A 20,263-nucleotide genomic window follows, 5' to 3' on the forward strand; every position below is an offset into this window, starting at 1 on the left:
GGGTGTCTGAGATGAAGCTTAAAAAATTTTGTTGTGGCATTTTATTGGGCTTAAGTACGCTTCTGTTGGCTGGCCAGGTGTCAGCCAATACTTCAGGGGTTCAAAAAATAACGAATCTGGCTAATGATTTTATTACCGGAGCGGATTTATCTTCTGCGCAAGCGTTAAATAAAGCAGGGGTAGCTTATTATGATTTGAATCACAAAAAAGCTGATTTGTTGACGGTGATGAAACAAGCCGGTGTTAACTATGTCCGCTTACGGATATGGAATAACCCCTATCAAAGCCAAGCTCCATACTTGGGGTATGGCGGCGGAAATACAGACTTGAATAATGCTGAAATTTTAGGCAGAAAAGCTAGCCAACTTGGCATGAAAGTTCTAATTGACCTGCAGTATTCAGATTTTTGGTGCGATCCGGCCAAGCAATATCCGCCGAAAGCCTGGAAAAATTACACTTTAGAACAAAAGAAGATAGCTGTATACGGTTATACTAAATGGACTTTGCAAGAGCTGCTTAAAGCGGGTGTTAACGTAGGCATGGTGCAAATCGGTAATGAAACCAATGGTTCCATGTGTGGTGTTGGCGGTTTATATGGTGGAAAATATGACCTGTCTGATGGGGTAGCCGCGTTAATTCAAGCGGGCTGCTATGCGGTTGATGACGTTAATCGGCAAAATAAGCAAAAAATTTTAAAGGCCGTTCATTTTACTGACTTAAATACCAATGGATACTGGTATGCGCAATGCTTAGCCAAGCAGAAAGTTGATTATGATGTCTTTGCCACATCATATTATCCAATGTGGCATGGCACGGCAGCACAATTGACAGCTAGTTTAAGTAAGATTGCTAACACTTTCCATAAAAAAGTGATGGTAGCCGAAACAGCAGCGCCATATACCCTGAAATCTTTTGATGAGACTCCTAATACAGTTTCACAAGCAAATATCGTTAATAAACAGTATGCTGTCAGTGTTTCAGGTCAAGCGCAAGCCTTGCGCGACGTTTTTTTTGCTGTCAACCGTGTTAATCAAACGGTTAAAGGAGCAGGCTTAGGCGCCTTTTATTGGGAGCCTGGCTGGATTTGCAGTCCTAAAAATACTTGGAAAACATCAGGAAGCGGCTGGGCTAGTCAAGCTTCAGCCAGTTATGAAAAGGATATTTTAGGATATAGCAAGTATTTTTCACAGGTTGATTGCGGATCTTCTTGGGAAAATATGGCTTTATTTGATAATAGCGGTCAGGCTTTGAAGTCGTTAGCTGTTTTTAAAGATATTAGATAAAGTAAAAGGCATGTCAGTTGGCATGCCTTTTACTTTTGTTTTACAATGAAGAAAATAAAAGCAGGAGGGCAAGATGTTTATTTATTTTTTAGCAGCACCATTGCTGACGTATAGTTGGCTGCTGATTTTGGCAGCGACCATTCCCGCAATTATCCTAATGGTCAAAGTGTATCAATCCGACCGGTTAGAGCCTGAAAGTCCGGCTTTATTGTGGAAAATGATTACAGGCGGCTTTTTAGCTGCGATTGTTGCGGGGCTGATTGAAGCAGCGACAACAGGCATTTTGAGTCAATTTATGCCGTCAACGAGCTTGGCATATAAGCTTATTTTGTATTTTGGCATTGTGGCTTTCAGCGAAGAAGGTATGAAGTATTATTTCTTACAAAAGAGGTCATGGTATTCGCCAGAATTTAACTGTCAATATGATGGTGTGGTTTATGCTGTTTTTGTGGCTTTAGGATTTGCTTTGTTTGAAAATATTTCCTATGTCTTTTCCTACGGCTTTTCGACAGCTTTAATCAGAGCAGTGACGGCAATTCCGGGACATGCTGCCTTTGGCGTTTTTATGGGTGTCTTTTATGGACAAGCACGGGGACATTCTTATTTGGGCAACACCATTAAAACGAAAAGCTATCAAGTCTTAGCAGTCCTGATGCCGGCTCTGGTTCATGGCAGTTATGATTATGTGGCAACACTGGATTCGCTCAAAGGCCAATTGATTTTTCTAATCTTTATTGTGCTTTTATTTGCAGTAGCATTTAGATTAGTCAATGTTCTAGCAAAAAATGACCGCTACTTCAATATTGTCAGACGCCGTATGCGACATTAAAATAACCCCTAAGTTTATGGCTTAGGGGTTATTTTTAAGCTTTTTTGATGGTAGTATAAGTTGAATAATGTTTTAAAGTATCCTCTTTTAGGCCGTCTGAAGTAATTACCTTATCGAAATTATAAAGGTTATAGTAGCGATAAAAATCGTTGCGGTTGAACTTGGTCTCATCCAGCAACAGAATTTTTTCTTGAGCATTATTTAAGGCTTGGGCTTGGGTCTGACCTTCTTCAGCGTTAGCCGTCATTACGTCGGCATCATTGATGCCATTGGCACTGACGAAGGCTTTGGTGAATTTCAATTCTTTGAGCATTTGTTCTGCTAAACTGCCGATGAAAGCGCCTGATCGCTTCCGATAATTGCCGCCGATTAAGATAACTTCACAGGAAGTATCTTTCCACCTTTCAAAAAGAGGCAGGCTGTTCGTCACAACCCGCAAATTGATTTGAGGATCAACGTAATGGACTAAGGGTTCAAGCGTTGTGCCGGGACCAAGGTAAATGGTGTCACCGTCTTTTAACTCTTGGGCAGCTGTTTTAGCAATTGCTTCTTTTAAAGCGTCGTTAACGACGATTTTCTCGCTGCGGGATAGTTCTTTTTTTTCGACGGTGGCGATTTTTTGAGCGCCGCCATGGATGCGGTGCAATTTTCCTGCCTTGGCGAGTTCGTCAAGATCGCGTCTGATGGTCATGTCAGAGACATTGAGGTCGCCTATTAAGTCGTTGACAGTGACGATTTCGTTGGTGTTAACCAACTGTAAAATATGCATTAGCCGTTCTTTTTTTAACATGTTTACTTCCTTCATTTTCTAACATTTTATTTCAATATAACACAAAAGATGGGTGAAACCAAAAAAAACTGTGCTAGATATAGTAGGTGAAAGGCTGGAGGCCTTCAAGATATAGTGTCAAAAGATTTTTGCTCTATTTTTTTACTTTTTTTTACTTTGTTTACTACTATTTTAAAGGAAAAATGTGGTAAAATATACTTATAAAATGAAAAAAGAAAGGTGGTAGGAAATGGCAAACTTAAGTCAAATTGCTAAAAAAGCCGGCTGTTCGATTTCGACCGTTTCGCGGGTACTAAATTATGATCCCACACTTTCGGTGACCGATAAGACGCGGCAAAAGATTTTCCGTATTGCAGATGATATGAATTATGCTTTGCCTAAGCATCGGACGAAAAAGGGCCAGAATATCGCCATTGTCCAATGGTATACCCAAGCACAGGAATTACGTGATGAATATTATCTCTCCATTCGTTTGGGGGTTGAAGAAGCAGCGCAGAAATATGGTTATAAAATCAAACACTACTTTAAAGATGAACCGTTAGAATCGATTAAGGATGCAGTTGGTGTGATTGCTATCGGACGGTATAGCCAGTTGGAAATTGAGCAGCTGGTTGAGCTTAACCCCATGATTGTTTTTGTTGGACAGGATACCTTGGAAAATAATCAATCATGTGTGGTAACGGATATGGTCACACCAGTTGAAAAAGTTTTGACCTTCTTTTTGAATCATGGGTTGGACCGCATCGGCATTATTACCGGTAATGGTCGGACTAATGATAACCACGAAAAAATTTACGATGAACGGTTAAAAACCTTCCGTGATTTCTTGCGGACCAAGAAGCTTTATACTCCCAAAAATGTTTTTTCGGGCAGTATTTCGCCTGAATCAGGTTACCAGCTGATTAATGAAGCTATTCAAAACCGGTCTTTGGATGATTTCCCCAATGCTTTTTTTGTATCGAGCGATACGATGGCTGTAGGGGTTTTGCGGGCTTTAAATGAAAATCATCTGCGAGTGCCTGAAGACGTCAATGTAATTAGCTTCAACGATTCGGCCAACGCTAAATTTACGATGCCTGCTTTAAGCTCCATCCGGGTCCATACGAAACAAATGGGTTCCAGAGGTGTTTTAGCTTTACGAGAATTGATTGAAAATAAGGTTCAATATGCACCGGAAAAAATTGTGATTGGAACTAAGTTGATTTTTAGAGAAAGCAGCTTTTCACCTACAAAAGAAGACTAAAAAAGACATCCTGAAAGGATGTCTTTTTTAGTCTTGAACGATTATGAATGAGTAACACGGTAGCTTTCCTGCAAAAGTCCGTCAAAAAAGTGCTGTAAAGAAATTTGTCCTCGTTCAATTTCGATGCCGTTTTGGTGCTGAATTTCAGCGTGGATATTTTGATAACCAAACAAGTTGTTGGCGTAATCTAGTAGCATTTCATTATCAGGATAATCGATGCACATGGTTGCTAAATTAGTAATGCCAACATAAATTGTCCGGCGAATCCGCTGATACATGTTTTTCTTTTCGTTGGCATCAATTTCCAAATCTTTTTCTAAATTAAGCTGGTCAAAGGTTTGGTCTTTGTCGACCATAATATTGTTGATTTTAACAATCGAATCGTAGCCCTTTTCAGAAGCAATGCCTAAGAAACGCAGTGTATCGGCCACGTGGTCGGTTTGCTTGCGGTGAGTGGTTTGCTGCTGATCATAGGGATTGCTCAAGTTATCAGATAATTCATTGATGACCCGCATGTTGCTTAAAAGTTTCAGCTGGGTGCTGATAATTTTAGAAATATGGTATATTTCCAGCGGATTAAGCTGTTGAATCAAAAAATCACAGCCGTTTTTATAAGCTGCTTCAAGTAAAGGTGCCTTAGGTGTGTTGGCTGACATAATAATTCGCGGGGTGATATTAGCATCTTTGAGCTTTTTTAGTAATTCAAGCCCATCGAAAGGACTTAAGTCATAGTCAACAATTAAAATGTCGACTTTAATCTGTCTTAAATCATCAAAGGTGCGTTGAGCGTCAGTTGATTCGCCCACCACAACATTTTCAAAGCTGCGTTCTAAAGCTTCTCTAATCAGAGAAATTTTATCTAAGTTTTTATTGGTGATATAAAATTTCATTTTCTTATAGTTCTTTCACTTAAAATATTAAATTGAATTTTTTTGAATCCATATCTCTATTATAACAACAGTTGCTAACATTTATAACAAAAACATGGTATTAAAGAAAGCGCTTTTTTAAAAGGCTTTCACGTTGCATTTATCAAAAATAATACAGTTTGCTCCAAATTTTCGCAAAAATATTCTTGAAACTTGTTGAAGTTTTTTGAAAACGCTTTATAGAATAATACCTGTAAAAACGAAATAAATAAAAACATAAAAACATTTTGGAGGTTTTAATTATGGCTTTTAACTTACGTAACCGCAGTTACTTAACACTTGCAGATTTCAACACACGTGAAATGGAATACTTGCTTGACTTGGCAGAACAACTCAAGAAAGACAAGTATGCCGGCGTTGAAAAACCACGTTTGAAGGGCAAGAACATTGCTTTGATTTTTGAAAAGGATTCAACACGTACACGTTGCTCCTTTGAAGTTGGTGCACATGACCAAGGTGCTCATGTAACTTACCTTGGACCAAGCGGCTCCCACTTTGGCCACAAGGAATCTGTAAAAGATACAGCTCGTGTTCTTGGCGGTATGTTCGATGGTATCGAATTCCGTGGTTTCTCACAAGAATCTGCTGAAATCTTGGCTAAGTACTCTGGTGTTCCCGTATGGAATGGTTTAACAGATGCTGACCACCCAACACAAGTTTTGGCTGACTTCTTGACAGCTAAAGAAGTTTTGAAGAAAGAATACAAGGACATCAAGTTTGCCTTTGTTGGTGATGGCCATGATAACGTATCTAACGCTTTGATGTTAGGTGCAGCTGTTATGGGTATGGAATACCACGTTGTAACACCTGCTGAACTTAACCCAAGCCAAGAAGTTTTAGACAAGGCTAACGCTATTGCTGCTCAAACAGGCGCTAAGATTGTTGTTTCAAACGATATCAAAGAAGGCGTTAAGGGCATGGATGTTATCTACGGTGACGTTTGGGTATCAATGGGTGAATCAGACGAAATGTGGAAGAAGCGTATCGAACTCCTTTCACCATACCAAATCACCATGGACGTTTTGAAGGCAACTGAAAATCCTAACGTTATCTTTGAACACTGCTTACCTGCATTCCACAACTTGGAAACAGAAGTTGGCCGTGAAGTTTACGAAAAATTTGGTTTGAAGGAACTCGAAGTAACTGATGAAGTCTTTGAAAGCAAGAACTCTGTTGTCTTCCGTGAAGCTGAAAACAGAATGCACACAATCAAGGCTGTTATGGTTGCTACATTAGGTGATTAATATGGCAAAAGTTGTAGTATCTTTGGGCGGTAATGCCCTCGGTAAATCACCAGCCGAGCAATTGGAATTGGTGAAAAATACCGTAGCTTCATTAATTGGTTTGATTAGCTCCGGCAATGAAGTTGTTATCAGTCATGGTAATGGGCCTCAAGTTGGCCAAATCAACCTTGGTATGAGCTACGCTGCTGAACATGGCCAATGTGCTAAATTCCCATTCCCTGAATGTGGTGCTATGAGCCAAGGCTATATCGGCTATCATTTGCAACAAAGCTTGCAAAATGAATTGAAGAAGCGCGGCATGGAAAAGGATGTAGCTACAATTATTACACAAACAATTGTTGATCCATCTGATCCTGCTTTCCAAAATCCAACTAAGCCAGTCGGTGCCTTCTATTCTAAAGAAGAAGCTGACAAGATTGTGGCAGAAAGTGGCTACACTTTTGTTGAAGATGCTGGTCGTGGTTGGAGAAGAGTTGTTCCTTCCCCAATCCCACAAAAGATTGTGGAAATGAACACAATTAGAGATTTGGTTAACGCCAATGAACTTGTCATTGCTGCTGGTGGCGGCGGTGTTCCTGTAGTTGAAACTGAAAGCGGTTTAAGCGGGGTGCCTGCTGTTATCGATAAGGACCGTTCAAGTGCCTTATTAGCTAATGATCTTGGTGCTGATAAGTTGATTATCTTAACTGCTGTTGATTATGTAGCAATTAACTTCAACAAGCCAAATCAAGAAAACTTGACTGATTTATCTGTAGCTGATGCTAAGAAATACATCAACGAAAAGCAATTTGCAGCCGGTAGTATGCTGCCTAAGATTGAAGCCTGCTTAGCCTTTGTTGAAGGCCATCCAGAAAGACAAGCAATTGTAACTTCTTTGGAAAATCTTGATGCTGCACTTGCAGGTGAAATCGGTACAGTTATTCATGCATAAAAGATGTTATAAAGTATTTTAATAAATATTTAAATGGGGTGAAATTTATGTCAAACGAACATCCAATTCATGTTACTTCTGAAATCGGTAAATTGAAGACAGTTATGCTTCACCGTCCAGGACATGAAATTGAAAATATTACGCCAGATTCAATGGAACGTCTGCTTTTTGATGATATTCCATACCTTCCAATTGCACAAGAAGAACATGACTTCTTTGCACAAACATTACGTGACAATGATATCGAAGTTATCTACACGGAAGATCTTGCCACTGAAGCTTTAAGCGACGAAGCTGTTCGTAACGAATTCATCGAACGTCAAGTGGCTGAAGCAGGTTATGTTGCAGGTATGACACATGATGCTTTAATCGAATATCTTAAGAGTTTCTCACCAAAGGATTTGGTAACCAAGATTTATGAAGGGGTTCGTAATGAAGATTTGGCAATCCATCATCTTGATTTGACAGCCGTTGCTGAACAACCTGCATGGCCATTCTTGATGGATCCACTTCCAAATGCTTATTTCACACGTGATCCACAAGCTTCCATCGGTGATGGGATGACTGTTAACCGGATGACATTCCCAGCACGTCAACGTGAATCCATGATTACAGAATACATTTTGAAGTATAACCCACGTTTTGCAGGCAAGGTTTCTGTATGGCGTGATCGCAACCACTCAAGTCATATTGAAGGCGGCGACGAACTTGTCTTAAGTGATCATGTAGTTGCTATTGGTATTTCCCAACGTACAACAGCAAATGCTATTCAAGACTTGGCTAAGAATTTGTTTGCAAATTCTGACTACGATACAATCATTGCAATTTCTATTCCTCATAACCATGCAATGATGCACCTTGATACAGTGTTTACCATGATTAATTATGATCAATTCACAGTGCATCCAGATATCTTGACCGAAGATGGCCATGTTGATAACTGGGTACTCCATCCAACTGCAGATGGCGGTGTTACATTCGAACACCACACAGATATTAAAGAAGTACTCAAGAAGGCTTTGGGTAAAGATCAAATCGATTTGATCCCAACTGGTAATGGTGATCCTATTGTTGCTCCACGTGAACAATGGAATGATGGCTCTAATACTTTGGCAATTGCACCAGGCGAAGTTGTAACCTACAACCGTAACTATGTATCCAATGCTTTGCTCAGAGAACACGGCATCTTAGTTCATGAAGTTCGTTCAAGTGAATTATCCCGTGGTCGTGGGGGTCCACGTTGCATGTCCTGCCCAATTGTTCGTGAAGATCTTAAATAATTAAAGATACAACAGGTATAGGACAGGTTATAATGTAGATAGCCCGTCCTATATTTTTTTAAGGGTAGTAAATTATTGAGAGGTGAGTATCATGGAAAATGAAAATAAAAATGGTATTGGTTTTGTCGGATTAACTGCTTTAATTGTTAGTTCATCTATCGGGACTGGTATCTTCGGTATTACAAGTAGTGTATCTCAATCAGCAGCTCCAGGACCTGCAATTTTATCTTGGTTATTTGTTGGCTTTGGCTTTTTAATGTTAGTGTTATCCTTGAACAACTTAACAGCTAAACGTCCTGAGTTGTCTAGTGGTATCTTTGCTTATGCCGGTGCCGGCTTTGGCCCTTTAGGCGAATTTATTTCTGGCTGGGCATACTGGCTTTCAGCATGGTTGGGAAACTTAGCCTTTGCGACCATGTTAATGAGTGCGATTGGGACTTTTATTCCTTTGTTTAAAGGTGGTCAAAATCTTCCATCAATTATCTTTGCCATTATTATTTGCTGGTTGTTGACCTTCCTGGTTGAACAAGGGGTGGAAAGTGCTTCTTTCATTAATACAATCGGTACTTTCTGCAAGGTTGTACCATTGATTATGTTTGTTATTATCTGCGTGGTCTTCTTCAAAGGTCACATGTTTACTACTGATTTTTGGGGCAATGTAGCTAATAACTGGTCTAAAGGTACTACAACCGGCAGCCTTTGGGAACAAATGAAGGGTACTTTGATGACCTTGATTTGGGTCTTTATCGGGGTTGAAGGTGCTTCTGTCATGGGTTCTCGTGCTAAGAGTTTAAAAGAAGCTCAAAAAGCTACGATTACTGGTTTCCTTTTGCTTCTTGTCTTCTACATGATGATTTCTATCTTGCCTTATGGTACTTTGTCACGTGCACAACTTGCCAGTGCTTCACAGCCAGCTTTAGGCAGCGATTTGAAGTTAGTCGTTGGCGCTTGGGGTGCTAATGTTATCAACATTGGTCTTATTATTTCAACGCTTGTTTCTTGGCTTTCATGGACTATGCTTCCTGCTGAAACAATGCTTTTGATTGCTAAAGACGATGCTGCTCCTAAGTTCTGGGGCAAGTTGAACAAAAATAATGCTCCTGTAAACGCTTTGAATACAACAGCTGTTTTGCAAACAATCTTCTTGTTCTCTTTGCTTTTCACAGATCAAGCTTATGAATTCTGCTATACTTTAGCTTCCAGTGCTATTTTATTCTCCTACATGTTCGTTGGTTTATACCAAATGAAGTACAGCCGTGAACATGGCGAATGGCTCCAATGGTTCTATGGACTTTTGGCAGCAATCTTCCAATTAATCTGCATGATTCTTGCCGGCTGGTCTTCAGTTTTAGTTGTTTCCTTAAGTTATATTCCAGGTATGATTATCTACTACCAATGCGTTCATGAAAAGGGCCAAAAGCTCAACAAGAACGAAAAGATTACTTTTGCTGTCATTACAGCTTTGTGCATCTTATCCATTGTTTTGATTGCTAATGGTACAATCAGCGTTTTGTAGTTAGAAGTTAAAAACCATTGATCTAAAATTAGTCTCCTTTATGAAAAAATAAATCCACCGGTCAGCGTGAAACCGGTGGATTTTTTATGCTTTTTTTGAAAAGTATTGCTTTAAGTATCCGATTTTTCGGGTTGAAATAGGACAATAATCTTTTTTTGAAAAATCAAAAAAACATTTGCGCTCAACTAAATCAATAAAAGAAATGCTAGGTAAATTGAGAATATAGCTGCGATGGCAACGGAAAAATTGTGTTAAATTTAAGTTTTCGATTTCTTTAAGGGTTCCGTTACAGCGTAAATTTCCCTGTTTAAAAACAAGTTGCAACGTATTGGAATTGATAAGTTTAAAGTAGTAGATTTCACTTAATGCGATAGGCACAATTTTATTTTCAACTTTGCAATAGTAAAAACTATCCTTGGGCATTTGGAATAGCGGATTTTGGGATACAAATAAGATATTTTGGCGGATAGCGGAAAAAAAAGCTGAAGTGTCGATGCTTTTTTGGATACAATCAAGCGGACACAAATGCTGATGGATTCCTTGATAAAGTAATTGTTTATTGGCGGAATATAAAATAAGATTAGCCTTGGGCATTTTTTGATGAATGCTTTTGGCCTGATTTAGATCATCCGCTGTATTTAAGGCTAGTAAAATAAGCATCTCTAATCCCTGTTCTTGTGGATGTACCTTATCTAGCCCAGATATCACATTAAGCTGTAATTCTTCAAACAGCGTTAAATTGTGAATAAATGTTTTGAGTTTTGTTTGAAAACTCTGATTAGTCTCTAAAATAAGTACTTCTAGCATGTGATTCAACTCCCTTTCAGTTGATTATAGCACTAAGTGTTTTATTTTAGGGAGTGAGTGCCCCAAAAAAGATTATGCTGCAACGTTTAACTAAAAAAAGTTAGCGCTTAATCTTTTTTATGACAGAGATACTTGAGGGGTAATATAATTAGATTTGCAAAATGTATTTTTGAAAAGAGGGTATTTGTATGGGATATTTAATTGATATGTGGTTTTTAAAAATCAACACGAAATATCAGCGCACTATTACTAATAAGTGGTTTTGGATGTTTTTTGCGGTGGTAGTTTTTGCTTCTTTTACAGCATATGCTTTTTATTGTACCAGACGCGGCTATTCTTTCAGCGGGAGAGTTAAGATTCATTGGCCAAAAATTTGGGAGATGGGAATCGGGTGTAAGAGAAGATAATGCTTGAAGTTAGGAATTTAAGCAAGGCTTTTGGCAAACAAAAAGTTTTGGATGATATTACACTGACTTTTTCAAAGACAGGACTTTCAGTGATTGTAGGCATTAACGGAGCTGGTAAGACAACCTTATTGAACAGTATTGTCGGTTTAAATAGAGTTGATGCAGGCCAAATTTTATATGACGGCTGTCCAAATAATGAGAAACAATTTAAAGAAGCTATTTTCTATCTGCCGTCAGACTTTTTTTTGCCTGAATATATGACTGGACATGAATACGCTGAATTTATTTTAGGACTTTATCCGTATGGAAATTCGGCTGATTTCAGACAATATGCTGTTTGGCTTGGTATATTGGAGGAACTTGATAAAAAAATTGCAGCCTATTCTTTTGGAATGAAGAAAAAACTGCAAATAGCAATTGCTTTCAGTACGCATACGCCAGTATTGATAGGAGACGAAATCTTTAGTGGATTGGATTTTGAAACGACTATTTTTGTTCAAGAGGCAGTCGCTTATCAAAGCAAAGTTCAAAAAATTATTTTAGTATCGCATGAGGAGAGTCTCTTGCGCAGGTTCCCTGATAATATTTTGATTTTGGATGATGCACATTTGAGTCGAATAATTTCTGGCACACCCGATGAAATAATTGAAATTATCAAAAGGAAGGGGCATTTAGATGCCAAAATCGCTGAATTGGGAAAATATTTGGACGCTGGCAAAGTTTTACATTAACGATTCGATTCATGGAATTTTAAGCCGTCCTTTTTTTCAAAGAAAGAGTAACCGTATTATTTTTGGAATTGGGTTGTTTTTCGCTTACTATGATTATTTTTTACTTAACTTAAGGGAAGTACAAGGCCTTGAAAATATCAGCAAGTTTATTAACTCTCCTGCTGAGATTTTAGCCGAAAAGATTACTTTGGTCAGCCTTTTTGATATTTGCTGGATTTTTGCTTTAATTTGTTACGTTTCAGTAAATATGACGGTTAAGCTAAACGATGATTCTATCTTTATATCAAAAGCACTTCCGTTTACTGAAGCTGAAGTTTGGTTTGCTCAAAAGATTTTTAAGCTACTAATTGGGATATTACTCTTTGAATTTATATTTATTATCTTATTTCCTGTTTTGAAACTATTTTCGATTTCTGCTTTGATGTTGCCGTTGGTTTTACTTTCAGCAAATTTATTATTTGTTGCTGGTTTTCTTTTGAGCGATTTTCTACATGATTTGTGGTTGAACTTGATTAAAAGGAAACTTCCTTTAGTAGATGGAATATTTAATCTTGCTCTTTTACTATTAGCGGGCATATATTTAGAAAAATATCGTTTTAAAGTAGAGTGTTTTTTAGGCAAAAAGTTAACTAGTGTGGAGATAATCATTGGCATCTATGTGGTGATATCTGTATTTTTAATGACTATTTTAATGTTATTAACTGTTCATTTAAAACTTCAAACGCCAACTTATCGGATGAATCGTTACTTTAAATTAACCCTTCCTTATCCTAGACTAAACCTAAAAACAACTATGGGAGCAATTATACGAAATAAAGCTACTTTATATATTGTGCTCGTAATTTTGTCAGTACTGTTGTTTTCTTTTATTACGGCTTCAACTGACGAAACACTGCAACTCGCATTATTTTTATTGCCATTATTTGGAATTAGCGGCATGTATTATGGGGATGCTACTGCTAAAGTAGGAAAACTATACTGTTTTTACCGAATTTCTGTGATGCGTGAGGTTATTTCACTGCTTTTGACAGGAATTATTATCTCTATGCCAACCCTAGCTTTAGTATTATTGACCTCCAAGGCAGTTGAAGATTTTATTTTTAGTATAACGTTTTTTATGATGGCAGTGATTATTGGCTTTTTATTTCCGAAATCGGCCGGAAATTTAAATGAAGCTGTTTCCGCCTTATTATTGATGTTGATGTTAATTTTATTATCTTTAGCGCTGACTGTTCCATGGACATTATATGTGATAAGCGTTATTTGTTTAGTACTGCTTAGTTTTATTCTTTTTAAAGAAAGGGGAAATAAGGATGAAAAAAACTAATTTTTTTAGTTTAATTTCGATGATATATCTTATTATCTTTTTAATTGACACTTTTGTAGAGCTTTTTCAAATTAATGCATCCAAAGTTATTACAACTGTAATGGGGCTAGAAATCAAGGTGTCGATGACTAAAGAAGCACTCAATTCACATTTTGCTTTGACTTGGAAAGTTTTAGCCACATATCTGCTGTTTATGATAAGTTGCAGCATTATTCGATTTGTTTTTAAGAAAATATCGCTAAAACAAAGGACGAAGTTATGCTAAAACTTATGAGTTGGTACCTATTATCTATTTTGCTTGTCGTTTTCTTACATGAATTTATACATTATGGAATTGCCTTTTTTTTAGGGTGCAATCCAGCTATTCATTTTGATTCCTACGATTTTAATCGTAGGTAGTTCAAAAGTATTTAACACCTATAGTTTCATATCGCAATCGTCATCATTATTTAAAAATACTGATTATTTCGGCATCAGCGCCATTATTTTTAGTAGCAGTTGGAATTATGATTTCACCAAATATATGGATGATTGTTATGAAATGTATGTGTTTGGTAAATATCTTAAATTTTATACCGATTACAGCTGATGGGGAAGCTATTTTATATGCATTATTGCATTTGGGAGGAGTAAAGCAATTGTTAAAAAAAGTAAGTATCTGCGTAGGCATTATGGTATTAGGATATTTATTATATTTTGGGTATAGAAGTGCGATTGATACGGCAGGCGGGACAGGAAATTATAACACTAAAACAGCTCAGTTTAGCCAACAAAATGCGACTAAAGTCTTAAATAAGATGCATGATTTAAAACCAGGTATTTATTATTACGGCTTTCCTACTTGTCCTTGGTGTCAAGAATTATTGCCGATTTATCAGCAAACTCTAAAAAATAATCAAACACAATCGTATGCAGTTAATACACAGAAACGAACATTTAATAAATACCAATGTAGGATACTAGAACAAATGTATGCTAAGTGGACAAAATCAGATGATTTAACGGTACCATTTATTGTAGGTATTAGAAAAGATGGCAAGGTTAGGGTGCATGTAGGGACAGTGACCGGTCATAATGCAAAAAAGCGCAAAATGACCTTAAAGCAAAAAGAAATGTTGTATAGGCAACTTAATAGTTTAATTAAATGGCAAAAAAAAGCTAGCATACGCTAGCTTTTTTGTTTATTTGGTCATTGGGCGTAAAATTTGGTTCTCTAAGAATCAGTTTGAGGACGACGATTTTTCAGAGACATCTTGAACTTTGTTGCCAATTAACTCTCTTAAGTCTAAAAAAGAGCTGGGATTTCCCAGCTCTTTTTTTAAAAGATAATTGTTTCAAAACCAGCACTGAAGCTTTCGCCTGCTTTTAAAGTGTTTGTGTAGTATTTGCTTTTGAAATTTTGATCAGTATCAACGGTATCAGCGACACTCCACCAGGGTTCGATGCAGACAAATTGTCCTTCATTAGGGTAGCATGACCAAAGGCCTAAAGCTTTGGAATCAGGTGTCTTAACCGTAACGCCGTGACCGTGAACGGTGCTCTTTAAGGTGAATTCTTGTTCAGTCTGCCCTAGGTCGTAAATTAAAGCATCATCTTTAAACAAGGCATGTGTGACTTTAAATTCGCCAACATCTTCAGGGTAAGCCTTTTTAGGATTGACTAAGCCTTGTTCAAGTGGAATCCGCGTCAACGTCTTTCGTGGAGATGTTGTAATGACATAGTCTTCAAATTTATCAGCGGCACTGAGTTGGGTTGAAAAAGCAGGGTGAGCGCCAAGGCCGAAATAGATAGTCTGTTCACTAGGATTTTTGACAGTATAGTTTGTTTTGACTGTATTTTGCTCCAGACTATAAGTGATGATAAAGGCAAAATCATAAGGATATTTTGCTTTGGTTTGTGCATTTGATTTTAGTTCAAAAGAAGCTTTGGTTTCGGCTTTTTCAAGGACATCAAAGGCCATATCGCGGGCAAAGCCGTGTTGTGACATATGGAAAACTTGATTATCAACATAGTAAGTATCGTCTTTTAATTTGCCTTCAATGGGGAACAAGACAGGGGCATGTCTTTTCCAGTATTTGGCGTCCCCATTCCAAAGGTATTCACGACCACTTTTTTTGTCACGGATAGAAGTCAGTTCCGCGCCAAATTCACTGATGGTTACGGCAAGAAATTCATTTTCAAGTAAAACAGCCATGTTTAATCCTCCTTTAAAGGTGTGATTTTAATTAAATCACCAGTCACTCCAATTATAGCACCTTGGGCGATTTTATCGGTGCGGCATTTATGCACCAATTGAAATTTATTTTGTTTCACGATGCGGGGATTATGTGTTTTTAAGCCATCTTTTAGCGGCTGATTGGAGCCTTTAGGCAAGACGACGATGACTTTAAAGCCGCTATCGTGAACCATGATGGGACTGTAGTGCAAAGTATCGCTGTACATTTCAAAAACGGTACCGGCAGGAACATAAAAGAGGTCGGCTTCTTTTTGAGCATCGATGGAGTCTTTTTCTTCAAGGATTGCACGGTGGGCTAAGACCATAATAACGTCAGTCAAAGTGATATTAACTTCACTTCCTTGATGGTATTCAACGGCCGTAAAGTCGCTGGTATGTCCCATACATTGCCCAGCTTCAAGCGGCATAAAGGCGTAAATATCGCGCGATAATTCTCCAAATAAAGCACATTTTTCAAGTTCCGGATTAGAAGGAACGTAAACATTAGGGCCGCTTGGAATCGTAAAGTGGTTATGAGCAAAATTTTTGACTTCGGTTAAATCATAATTTTCCCAGATAACGCCATATTGTTTAAAAGAAGGATCAGTGATGGGTTTGATTTGATACGTTGGATTTAGCTGGCAGATTTGTTGGTAGCTTTCATCTATTTCCATTATAAGGTCACCTCTAATTTCATTTCTTCAATTTCAACTTGCTTAAAGTAAACATCAAACAAATCAGGATTAATGACTCCGGTTTTAGGATTTAAAGTATTTAAGATACCGCAGGTCATAGCCGTTTTTAAGACATATTTGGGGTCATTTTGCTGGTTAAGGGCATAGGCTAAGCCGGCGACGGTTGAATCACCTGATCCTACAGGGTTAACGGCGGTAATCTTAGGAATTCTGGCTAAGTAGAGTTTATCTTTGACTTTGGCTAATGCTCCTTTAGCACCAAGGGAAACAACGACCCAAGGAATATTTTTTAAGTTTGAATTAGTTAATAAAAGCTTGGCCAATTGTTCTAAGCTATCAATCTTTTGACGGGTAATCTGATTAATTTCGTCTTGGTTAGGTTTAATCAAGAAAGGAAGTGTTGATCCGTTTAAGCTGGCCAAGAGCGCTGGGCCAGAAGAATCAAGGATAGTTTTAACATTATATTGGTCGGCTAAAGAAATTAATTGCGCATAAAAATCGCTATCCAACCCCTTAGGCAAGCTGCCGGAAATAGTCATCAAATCAACCTTGGGCAATAAAGAAATGAGGTGATTAAAAAAGTTTTGGGCTTCTGTTTGACTAATGACCGGTCCGCTTTCCAAAATTTCAGTTTGTTTGCCGTCATCATGCAAAATAGCAATACAATTTCTCGTTTCGCCGGCAATTTGCATAAATTTGTCTTCAATTGCATCTTTTGGTAAAGCTTGGGAGATAAACTTGCCTAAAGTTCCACCTAAAAAGCCTGAAGCATAGACTTCTTGATCTAATAAAGAAAGTACCCTGGCGACATTTAATCCTTTTCCGCCAGCTGTTTTTGAAACGGTGGTGACACGGTTGACGGTATCAAGGGCTAAGGTTGGCAGTTGATAGCTGATATCAACTGATGGATTTAGAGTCAAAGTTAAAATAGGTTTTACCATATCAATAAGCTCCTTTGTTTATAAATGTTTGTACAAACATAAAATAGCATTTCAATAGTAAAGAGTCAAGTTAACTATAAAAAATGAGTAATTTTTATAATAAAAACGAAATAAGATGCTATATAAAAGGATGATGATAGTAAAAAAAGTAAAAAAATAAAGTATATCCGAAAGTAGGGAAAGCCTTTATAGCAAGCCTTTTTGTGTCTTTAAGCTAAAAACGGCACCAAAGTCAACATTTTTTGTGCGAAAAATGTTGACTTATGTTTATTTGGGTGTTAAATTAAACAGTGTAAGGAACATAGAAGAACAAAAACGCAAAGGAGGGAAGCCCAGTGCTGAAAAAGAAACGCTTATTAGCCATTTTAGATTTAGTCAATCAAAATGAAATTGTGACGGTCAGCGACCTCACGTCTAGTTTAGGTGTTTCTGACATGACAATTAGGCGCGATCTAGATGAATTAGACCAAATTGGCAAGCTGATTCGGATTCATGGCGGGGCTCAAAGTGTTGCCAGTCAAAGCAAAGTTGAGCTGTCGCGCAGTGAAAAAAAAGAATTGAACCTGGATGCTAAAAAGGCTGTTGCCAAAAAGGCCGCTTCATTGATTAAGCCGCACGAAACCATTTACCTAGGCCCTGGGACGACCAACGAATTAATCGTCAATTATGTTAACGATGTTTCCTTTTTTAGAATTGTCACTAATAGCCTGCCCGTTTTTGAGAGTTGGCAAAATAAGCGCAATGTTGACTTGGTCTTAATCGGTGGGACTTACCGCCAAAGGTCAGGAGCTTTTATCGGTGGGTTGACGAATACTTCATTAAATGAATTGAAATTCACCAAAGCTTTTGTGGGTGTAAACGGCATTCATGATGACCGGATGATGACGGCTAACACTGAAGAAGGCCAGACCCAATTGGTTGCGCTCAATAATGCCAATCAAAAAATCGGTGTGTGTGATTACCATAAAATTAACCGTGATGATTTTTATTATTTTTACAATTTATATAATTTGGATGCTTTGATAACGAATGCTGAGCTGAATGAAAATTCACTTGCACATTATCAGGAGTATACTCAAATGATTCTAGCTTAGCCAAAAGGAGAAGATCAGATGAAAATCGCAGTAGCCGCTGATAAGGCGGGATTTGATTTAAAAGAAACGATTAAAGCTTATTTGGAAAATAAAGGGTACGAGGTGCTTGATTTAACGCAGACACCGGCGGAAGACTTTGTGGATTCATCGGCTGCCGTTGCTAAAGCCGTCCTTGACCATACAGCCCAAAGAGGCATTATGTTTGATGAATACGGTTTGGGATCAGCCATGGCCAGCAATAAGATTCATGGCATGGTAACCGCCAATGTGACAGAAGAAAATACAGCCCGTATGACAACCTTGCACAATGGCGCTAAGGCGATTGCCATTGGGGCCGGAATTGTCGGGCCTAAGTTGGCAGAAGCTTTAGTGGATGCTTATTTGAGCGTTGAATATGCGGGCGGACGACACCAAATCCGCTTAGACATGCTGGAAAAATTGTACTAGGGGGAAAATGCGATGATTATTGCTTTAGGAAATGACCATATTGTTACGAATATTAAAATTCAAATTTCAGATATGTTGAAGTCAATGGGACATGAAGTTATTGATGTAGGTACTTACGACAATACCCGGACACACTATCCCATTTATGGTTTGCAGGTAGCTGACTTGGTTCGTGACGGCAAGGCTGATTTGGGGATCGTCTTATGCGGAACCGGGGTTGGTATTTCAACGGCAGCTGATAAAAATGTCGGTATTCGGGCAGCTTTAGTTAGTGATATTGTGACAGCCAAGTATGCTAAAGAAGAATTGAATGCCAATGTTATCGGCTTTGGGGGGGCTACCGTTGGCGAACATTTGGCTGAAGATATTGTCAAAACCTTCTTGGAAGCAAAGTATCAGCCAACCGAAAAGAATCAAGCTTTGATTAAAAAGATTGATGCTCTTGAAGAAGACAATGAAGACCAACATGACAATCCGCATTTCTTCGACCATGAAATGCAACTGTGGAGTGAAGGATATTATCACGATTAATTAAGTATGAAAGGGAAGGTAGTAATGATGTCAAATAAAATTGAAGCTTTGAAACGTTTATCAAATGAAAATGGAGTGATTGCAGCTTTGGCGATTGACCAGCGGGGATCGTTGAAGAAGATGTTGGCACAAGCAGCCAATAAGGAATCAAATGAAGAAGATATTGTTGAATTTAAAAAAGTAATCTCCAAGGAATTGACACCTTATGCTTCAGCCATTTTACTTGATCCAGAGTATGGCTGGCCCGCTGCTAAAGTTAGAGCAGATAATGCCGGTTTGTTGGTAGCTTATGAAAAGACAGGCTATGACACTACTGAACCAGGACGCATGCCCGATTTATTGCCAACCTGGTCGGCTAAGCGCCTCAAAGAAGCCGGCGCTGATGCGGTTAAATTTATGCTGTATTATGATGTTGATGAACCTGATGAAATTAACCTTAAAAAGCAGGCCTTTGTTGAAAGAATCGGGGATGAATGTGTCGCTGAAGACATGCCATTCTTCTTGGAATTGATGTCTTATGATGCTAAGATTGCCGACAATAAGAGCCGTGAATATGCTCAAGTTAAAGCACATAAGGTCAATGAGATGATCAAAGAATTTGCTAAACCAATCTATAATGTTGATGTTTTAAAAGTTGAAGTACCAATTATTATGGACTTTGTTGAAGGTTATGGCACCAAAGAACCTGTTTATACCAAAGAAGAAGCTTTAGAACTCTTCCAAGAACAAGACAAGGCTACAAATGGCGTACCATATATCTTCTTAAGTGCCGGTGTACCAGCTAAGGTCTTCCAAGATACCTTGCGTTTAGCTCATGAAGCCGGTTCAACTTTTAATGGTGTTTTATGCGGCCGGGCAACATGGCGCCACAGCATTGAACCTTTTGCCACTGAAGGCAAACAAAAAGCCATCGAATGGTGCGATACAGTCGGTCGGCAAAATATTGAAGACTTGAATGATGTTTTAAGTCAAACGGCCACTTCCTGGGAAAGTAAAATGCTCGTGCATGAATAAAAGTTAATT

General features: G+C 38.2%; 21 protein-coding genes. 15 read left to right on the forward strand and 6 right to left on the reverse strand.

The window, feature by feature from the left end:
• Positions 1-11 precede the first annotated feature (11 nt).
• Together BMX26_RS06785 and BMX26_RS06790 are read left to right on the forward strand one after the other, a co-directional pair.
• Positions 12-1,283 carry a glycoside hydrolase family 53 protein gene (locus tag BMX26_RS06785; RefSeq protein ID WP_075530687.1) on the forward strand — a complete coding sequence of 424 codons (1,272 nt, stop codon included), beginning with the start codon at positions 12-14 and terminating at the stop codon, positions 1,281-1,283.
• A gap of 73 nt (positions 1,284-1,356) precedes the next feature.
• Complete coding sequence (locus BMX26_RS06790) at positions 1,357-2,112, forward strand: PrsW family intramembrane metalloprotease (protein WP_075530688.1); 756 nt, start codon at positions 1,357-1,359, stop codon at positions 2,110-2,112.
• Positions 2,113-2,146: 34 nt separating this feature from the next.
• Here the strand turns inward: BMX26_RS06790 and BMX26_RS06795 are convergent, their stop codons facing one another.
• On the reverse strand, positions 2,147-2,902 hold the full coding sequence (locus BMX26_RS06795; RefSeq protein ID WP_075530689.1) for a DeoR/GlpR family DNA-binding transcription regulator: 756 nt from the start codon (positions 2,900-2,902) through the stop codon (positions 2,147-2,149).
• A 229-nt stretch (positions 2,903-3,131) separates the two neighbouring features.
• Here BMX26_RS06795 and BMX26_RS06800 point away from each other — a divergent pair, with 229 nt between their 5' ends.
• Positions 3,132-4,145, forward strand: coding sequence for a LacI family DNA-binding transcriptional regulator (locus tag BMX26_RS06800; RefSeq protein WP_075530690.1), 1,014 nt, complete (start codon positions 3,132-3,134; stop codon positions 4,143-4,145).
• A gap of 41 nt (positions 4,146-4,186) precedes the next feature.
• Here BMX26_RS06800 and BMX26_RS06805 read toward each other — a convergent pair whose 3' ends face one another.
• Entirely contained in the window at positions 4,187-5,035 is an 849-nt protein-coding gene (locus BMX26_RS06805; RefSeq protein WP_075530691.1) for a DNA-binding domain-containing protein, read from the reverse strand.
• 281 nt (positions 5,036-5,316) lie between these two features.
• Between BMX26_RS06805 and argF the strand changes: the two genes are divergently transcribed.
• The 4 genes from argF to BMX26_RS06825 all read left to right on the forward strand — a co-directional run bounded on the left by argF (position 5,317) and on the right by BMX26_RS06825 (position 10,045).
• Complete coding sequence (gene argF / locus BMX26_RS06810; RefSeq protein WP_075530692.1) at positions 5,317-6,318, forward strand: ornithine carbamoyltransferase; 1,002 nt, start codon at positions 5,317-5,319, stop codon at positions 6,316-6,318.
• A 1-nt stretch (position 6,319) separates the two neighbouring features.
• Positions 6,320-7,249 carry a carbamate kinase gene (gene arcC / locus BMX26_RS06815; protein ID WP_075530693.1) on the forward strand — a complete coding sequence of 310 codons (930 nt, stop codon included), beginning with the start codon at positions 6,320-6,322 and terminating at the stop codon, positions 7,247-7,249.
• Between the two features lie 47 nt (positions 7,250-7,296).
• Positions 7,297-8,529 carry an arginine deiminase gene (gene arcA / locus BMX26_RS06820; protein ID WP_075530694.1) on the forward strand — a complete coding sequence of 411 codons (1,233 nt, stop codon included), beginning with the start codon at positions 7,297-7,299 and terminating at the stop codon, positions 8,527-8,529.
• Positions 8,530-8,620: 91 nt separating this feature from the next.
• Complete coding sequence (locus tag BMX26_RS06825) at positions 8,621-10,045, forward strand: basic amino acid/polyamine antiporter (protein WP_075530695.1); 1,425 nt, start codon at positions 8,621-8,623, stop codon at positions 10,043-10,045.
• An 84-nt stretch (positions 10,046-10,129) separates the two neighbouring features.
• Here the strand turns inward: BMX26_RS06825 and BMX26_RS06830 are convergent, their stop codons facing one another.
• Positions 10,130-10,852, reverse strand: coding sequence for a LytR/AlgR family response regulator transcription factor (locus BMX26_RS06830; RefSeq protein WP_075530696.1), 723 nt, complete (start codon positions 10,850-10,852; stop codon positions 10,130-10,132).
• A gap of 188 nt (positions 10,853-11,040) precedes the next feature.
• On the opposite strand from BMX26_RS06830, the gene BMX26_RS06835 reads away from it, so the two are divergent.
• From BMX26_RS06835 to BMX26_RS06855, 4 genes are all read left to right on the forward strand, one after another.
• Positions 11,041-11,259 (forward strand): hypothetical protein, encoded by a 219-nt coding sequence (locus BMX26_RS06835; RefSeq protein ID WP_075530697.1) that lies wholly within the window; start codon positions 11,041-11,043, stop codon positions 11,257-11,259.
• Positions 11,260-11,306: 47 nt separating this feature from the next.
• On the forward strand, positions 11,307-11,990 hold the full coding sequence (locus tag BMX26_RS06840; protein WP_180366057.1) for an ATP-binding cassette domain-containing protein: 684 nt from the start codon (positions 11,307-11,309) through the stop codon (positions 11,988-11,990).
• Positions 11,935-13,317: a hypothetical protein gene (locus BMX26_RS06845; RefSeq protein WP_075530699.1), complete on the forward strand. Its 1,383-nt coding sequence runs from the start codon at positions 11,935-11,937 to the stop codon at positions 13,315-13,317. The genes BMX26_RS06840 and BMX26_RS06845 overlap by 56 nt, the downstream gene beginning before the upstream one ends.
• 506 nt (positions 13,318-13,823) lie before the next feature.
• Entirely contained in the window at positions 13,824-14,489 is a 666-nt protein-coding gene (locus BMX26_RS06855) for a hypothetical protein (RefSeq protein WP_075530701.1), read from the forward strand.
• 146 nt (positions 14,490-14,635) lie between these two features.
• Here BMX26_RS06855 and BMX26_RS06860 read toward each other — a convergent pair whose 3' ends face one another.
• Genes BMX26_RS06860 through BMX26_RS06870 form a run of 3 tightly spaced genes read right to left on the reverse strand, consistent with a single transcriptional unit; the run spans position 14,636 to position 17,168 of the window.
• On the reverse strand, positions 14,636-15,511 hold the full coding sequence (locus tag BMX26_RS06860; RefSeq protein WP_075530702.1) for an aldose 1-epimerase family protein: 876 nt from the start codon (positions 15,509-15,511) through the stop codon (positions 14,636-14,638).
• Between the two features lie 2 nt (positions 15,512-15,513).
• On the reverse strand, positions 15,514-16,206 hold the full coding sequence (locus tag BMX26_RS06865) for a DUF4867 family protein (RefSeq protein ID WP_075530703.1): 693 nt from the start codon (positions 16,204-16,206) through the stop codon (positions 15,514-15,516).
• Positions 16,206-17,168 (reverse strand): hexose kinase, encoded by a 963-nt coding sequence (locus BMX26_RS06870; protein WP_075530704.1) that lies wholly within the window; start codon positions 17,166-17,168, stop codon positions 16,206-16,208. The genes BMX26_RS06865 and BMX26_RS06870 overlap by 1 nt, the downstream gene beginning before the upstream one ends.
• 335 nt (positions 17,169-17,503) lie before the next feature.
• Between BMX26_RS06870 and BMX26_RS06875 the strand changes: the two genes are divergently transcribed.
• Genes BMX26_RS06875 through lacD form a run of 4 tightly spaced genes read left to right on the forward strand, consistent with a single transcriptional unit; the run spans position 17,504 to position 20,254 of the window.
• Positions 17,504-18,262: a DeoR/GlpR family DNA-binding transcription regulator gene (locus BMX26_RS06875; RefSeq protein WP_075530705.1), complete on the forward strand. Its 759-nt coding sequence runs from the start codon at positions 17,504-17,506 to the stop codon at positions 18,260-18,262.
• An 18-nt stretch (positions 18,263-18,280) separates the two neighbouring features.
• Positions 18,281-18,709, forward strand: a complete 429-nt coding sequence (lacA, locus tag BMX26_RS06880) for a galactose-6-phosphate isomerase subunit LacA (RefSeq protein ID WP_075530706.1) — start codon at positions 18,281-18,283, stop codon at positions 18,707-18,709.
• Positions 18,710-18,721: 12 nt separating this feature from the next.
• The gene (lacB, locus tag BMX26_RS06885) at positions 18,722-19,240 is read left to right on the forward strand and encodes a galactose-6-phosphate isomerase subunit LacB (protein WP_075530707.1); all 519 of its coding nucleotides are present in this window, start codon (positions 18,722-18,724) and stop codon (positions 19,238-19,240) included.
• A 27-nt stretch (positions 19,241-19,267) separates the two neighbouring features.
• Positions 19,268-20,254 carry a tagatose-bisphosphate aldolase gene (gene lacD, locus BMX26_RS06890; RefSeq protein ID WP_075530708.1) on the forward strand — a complete coding sequence of 329 codons (987 nt, stop codon included), beginning with the start codon at positions 19,268-19,270 and terminating at the stop codon, positions 20,252-20,254.
• The last annotated feature ends 9 nt before the right edge of the window (positions 20,255-20,263 follow it).

Origin of the sequence: Ligilactobacillus sp. WC1T17, assembly GCA_900110005.1 — a bacterium.
Taxonomy (GTDB): Bacteria; Bacillota; Bacilli; order Lactobacillales; family Lactobacillaceae; genus Ligilactobacillus; species Ligilactobacillus ruminis_A.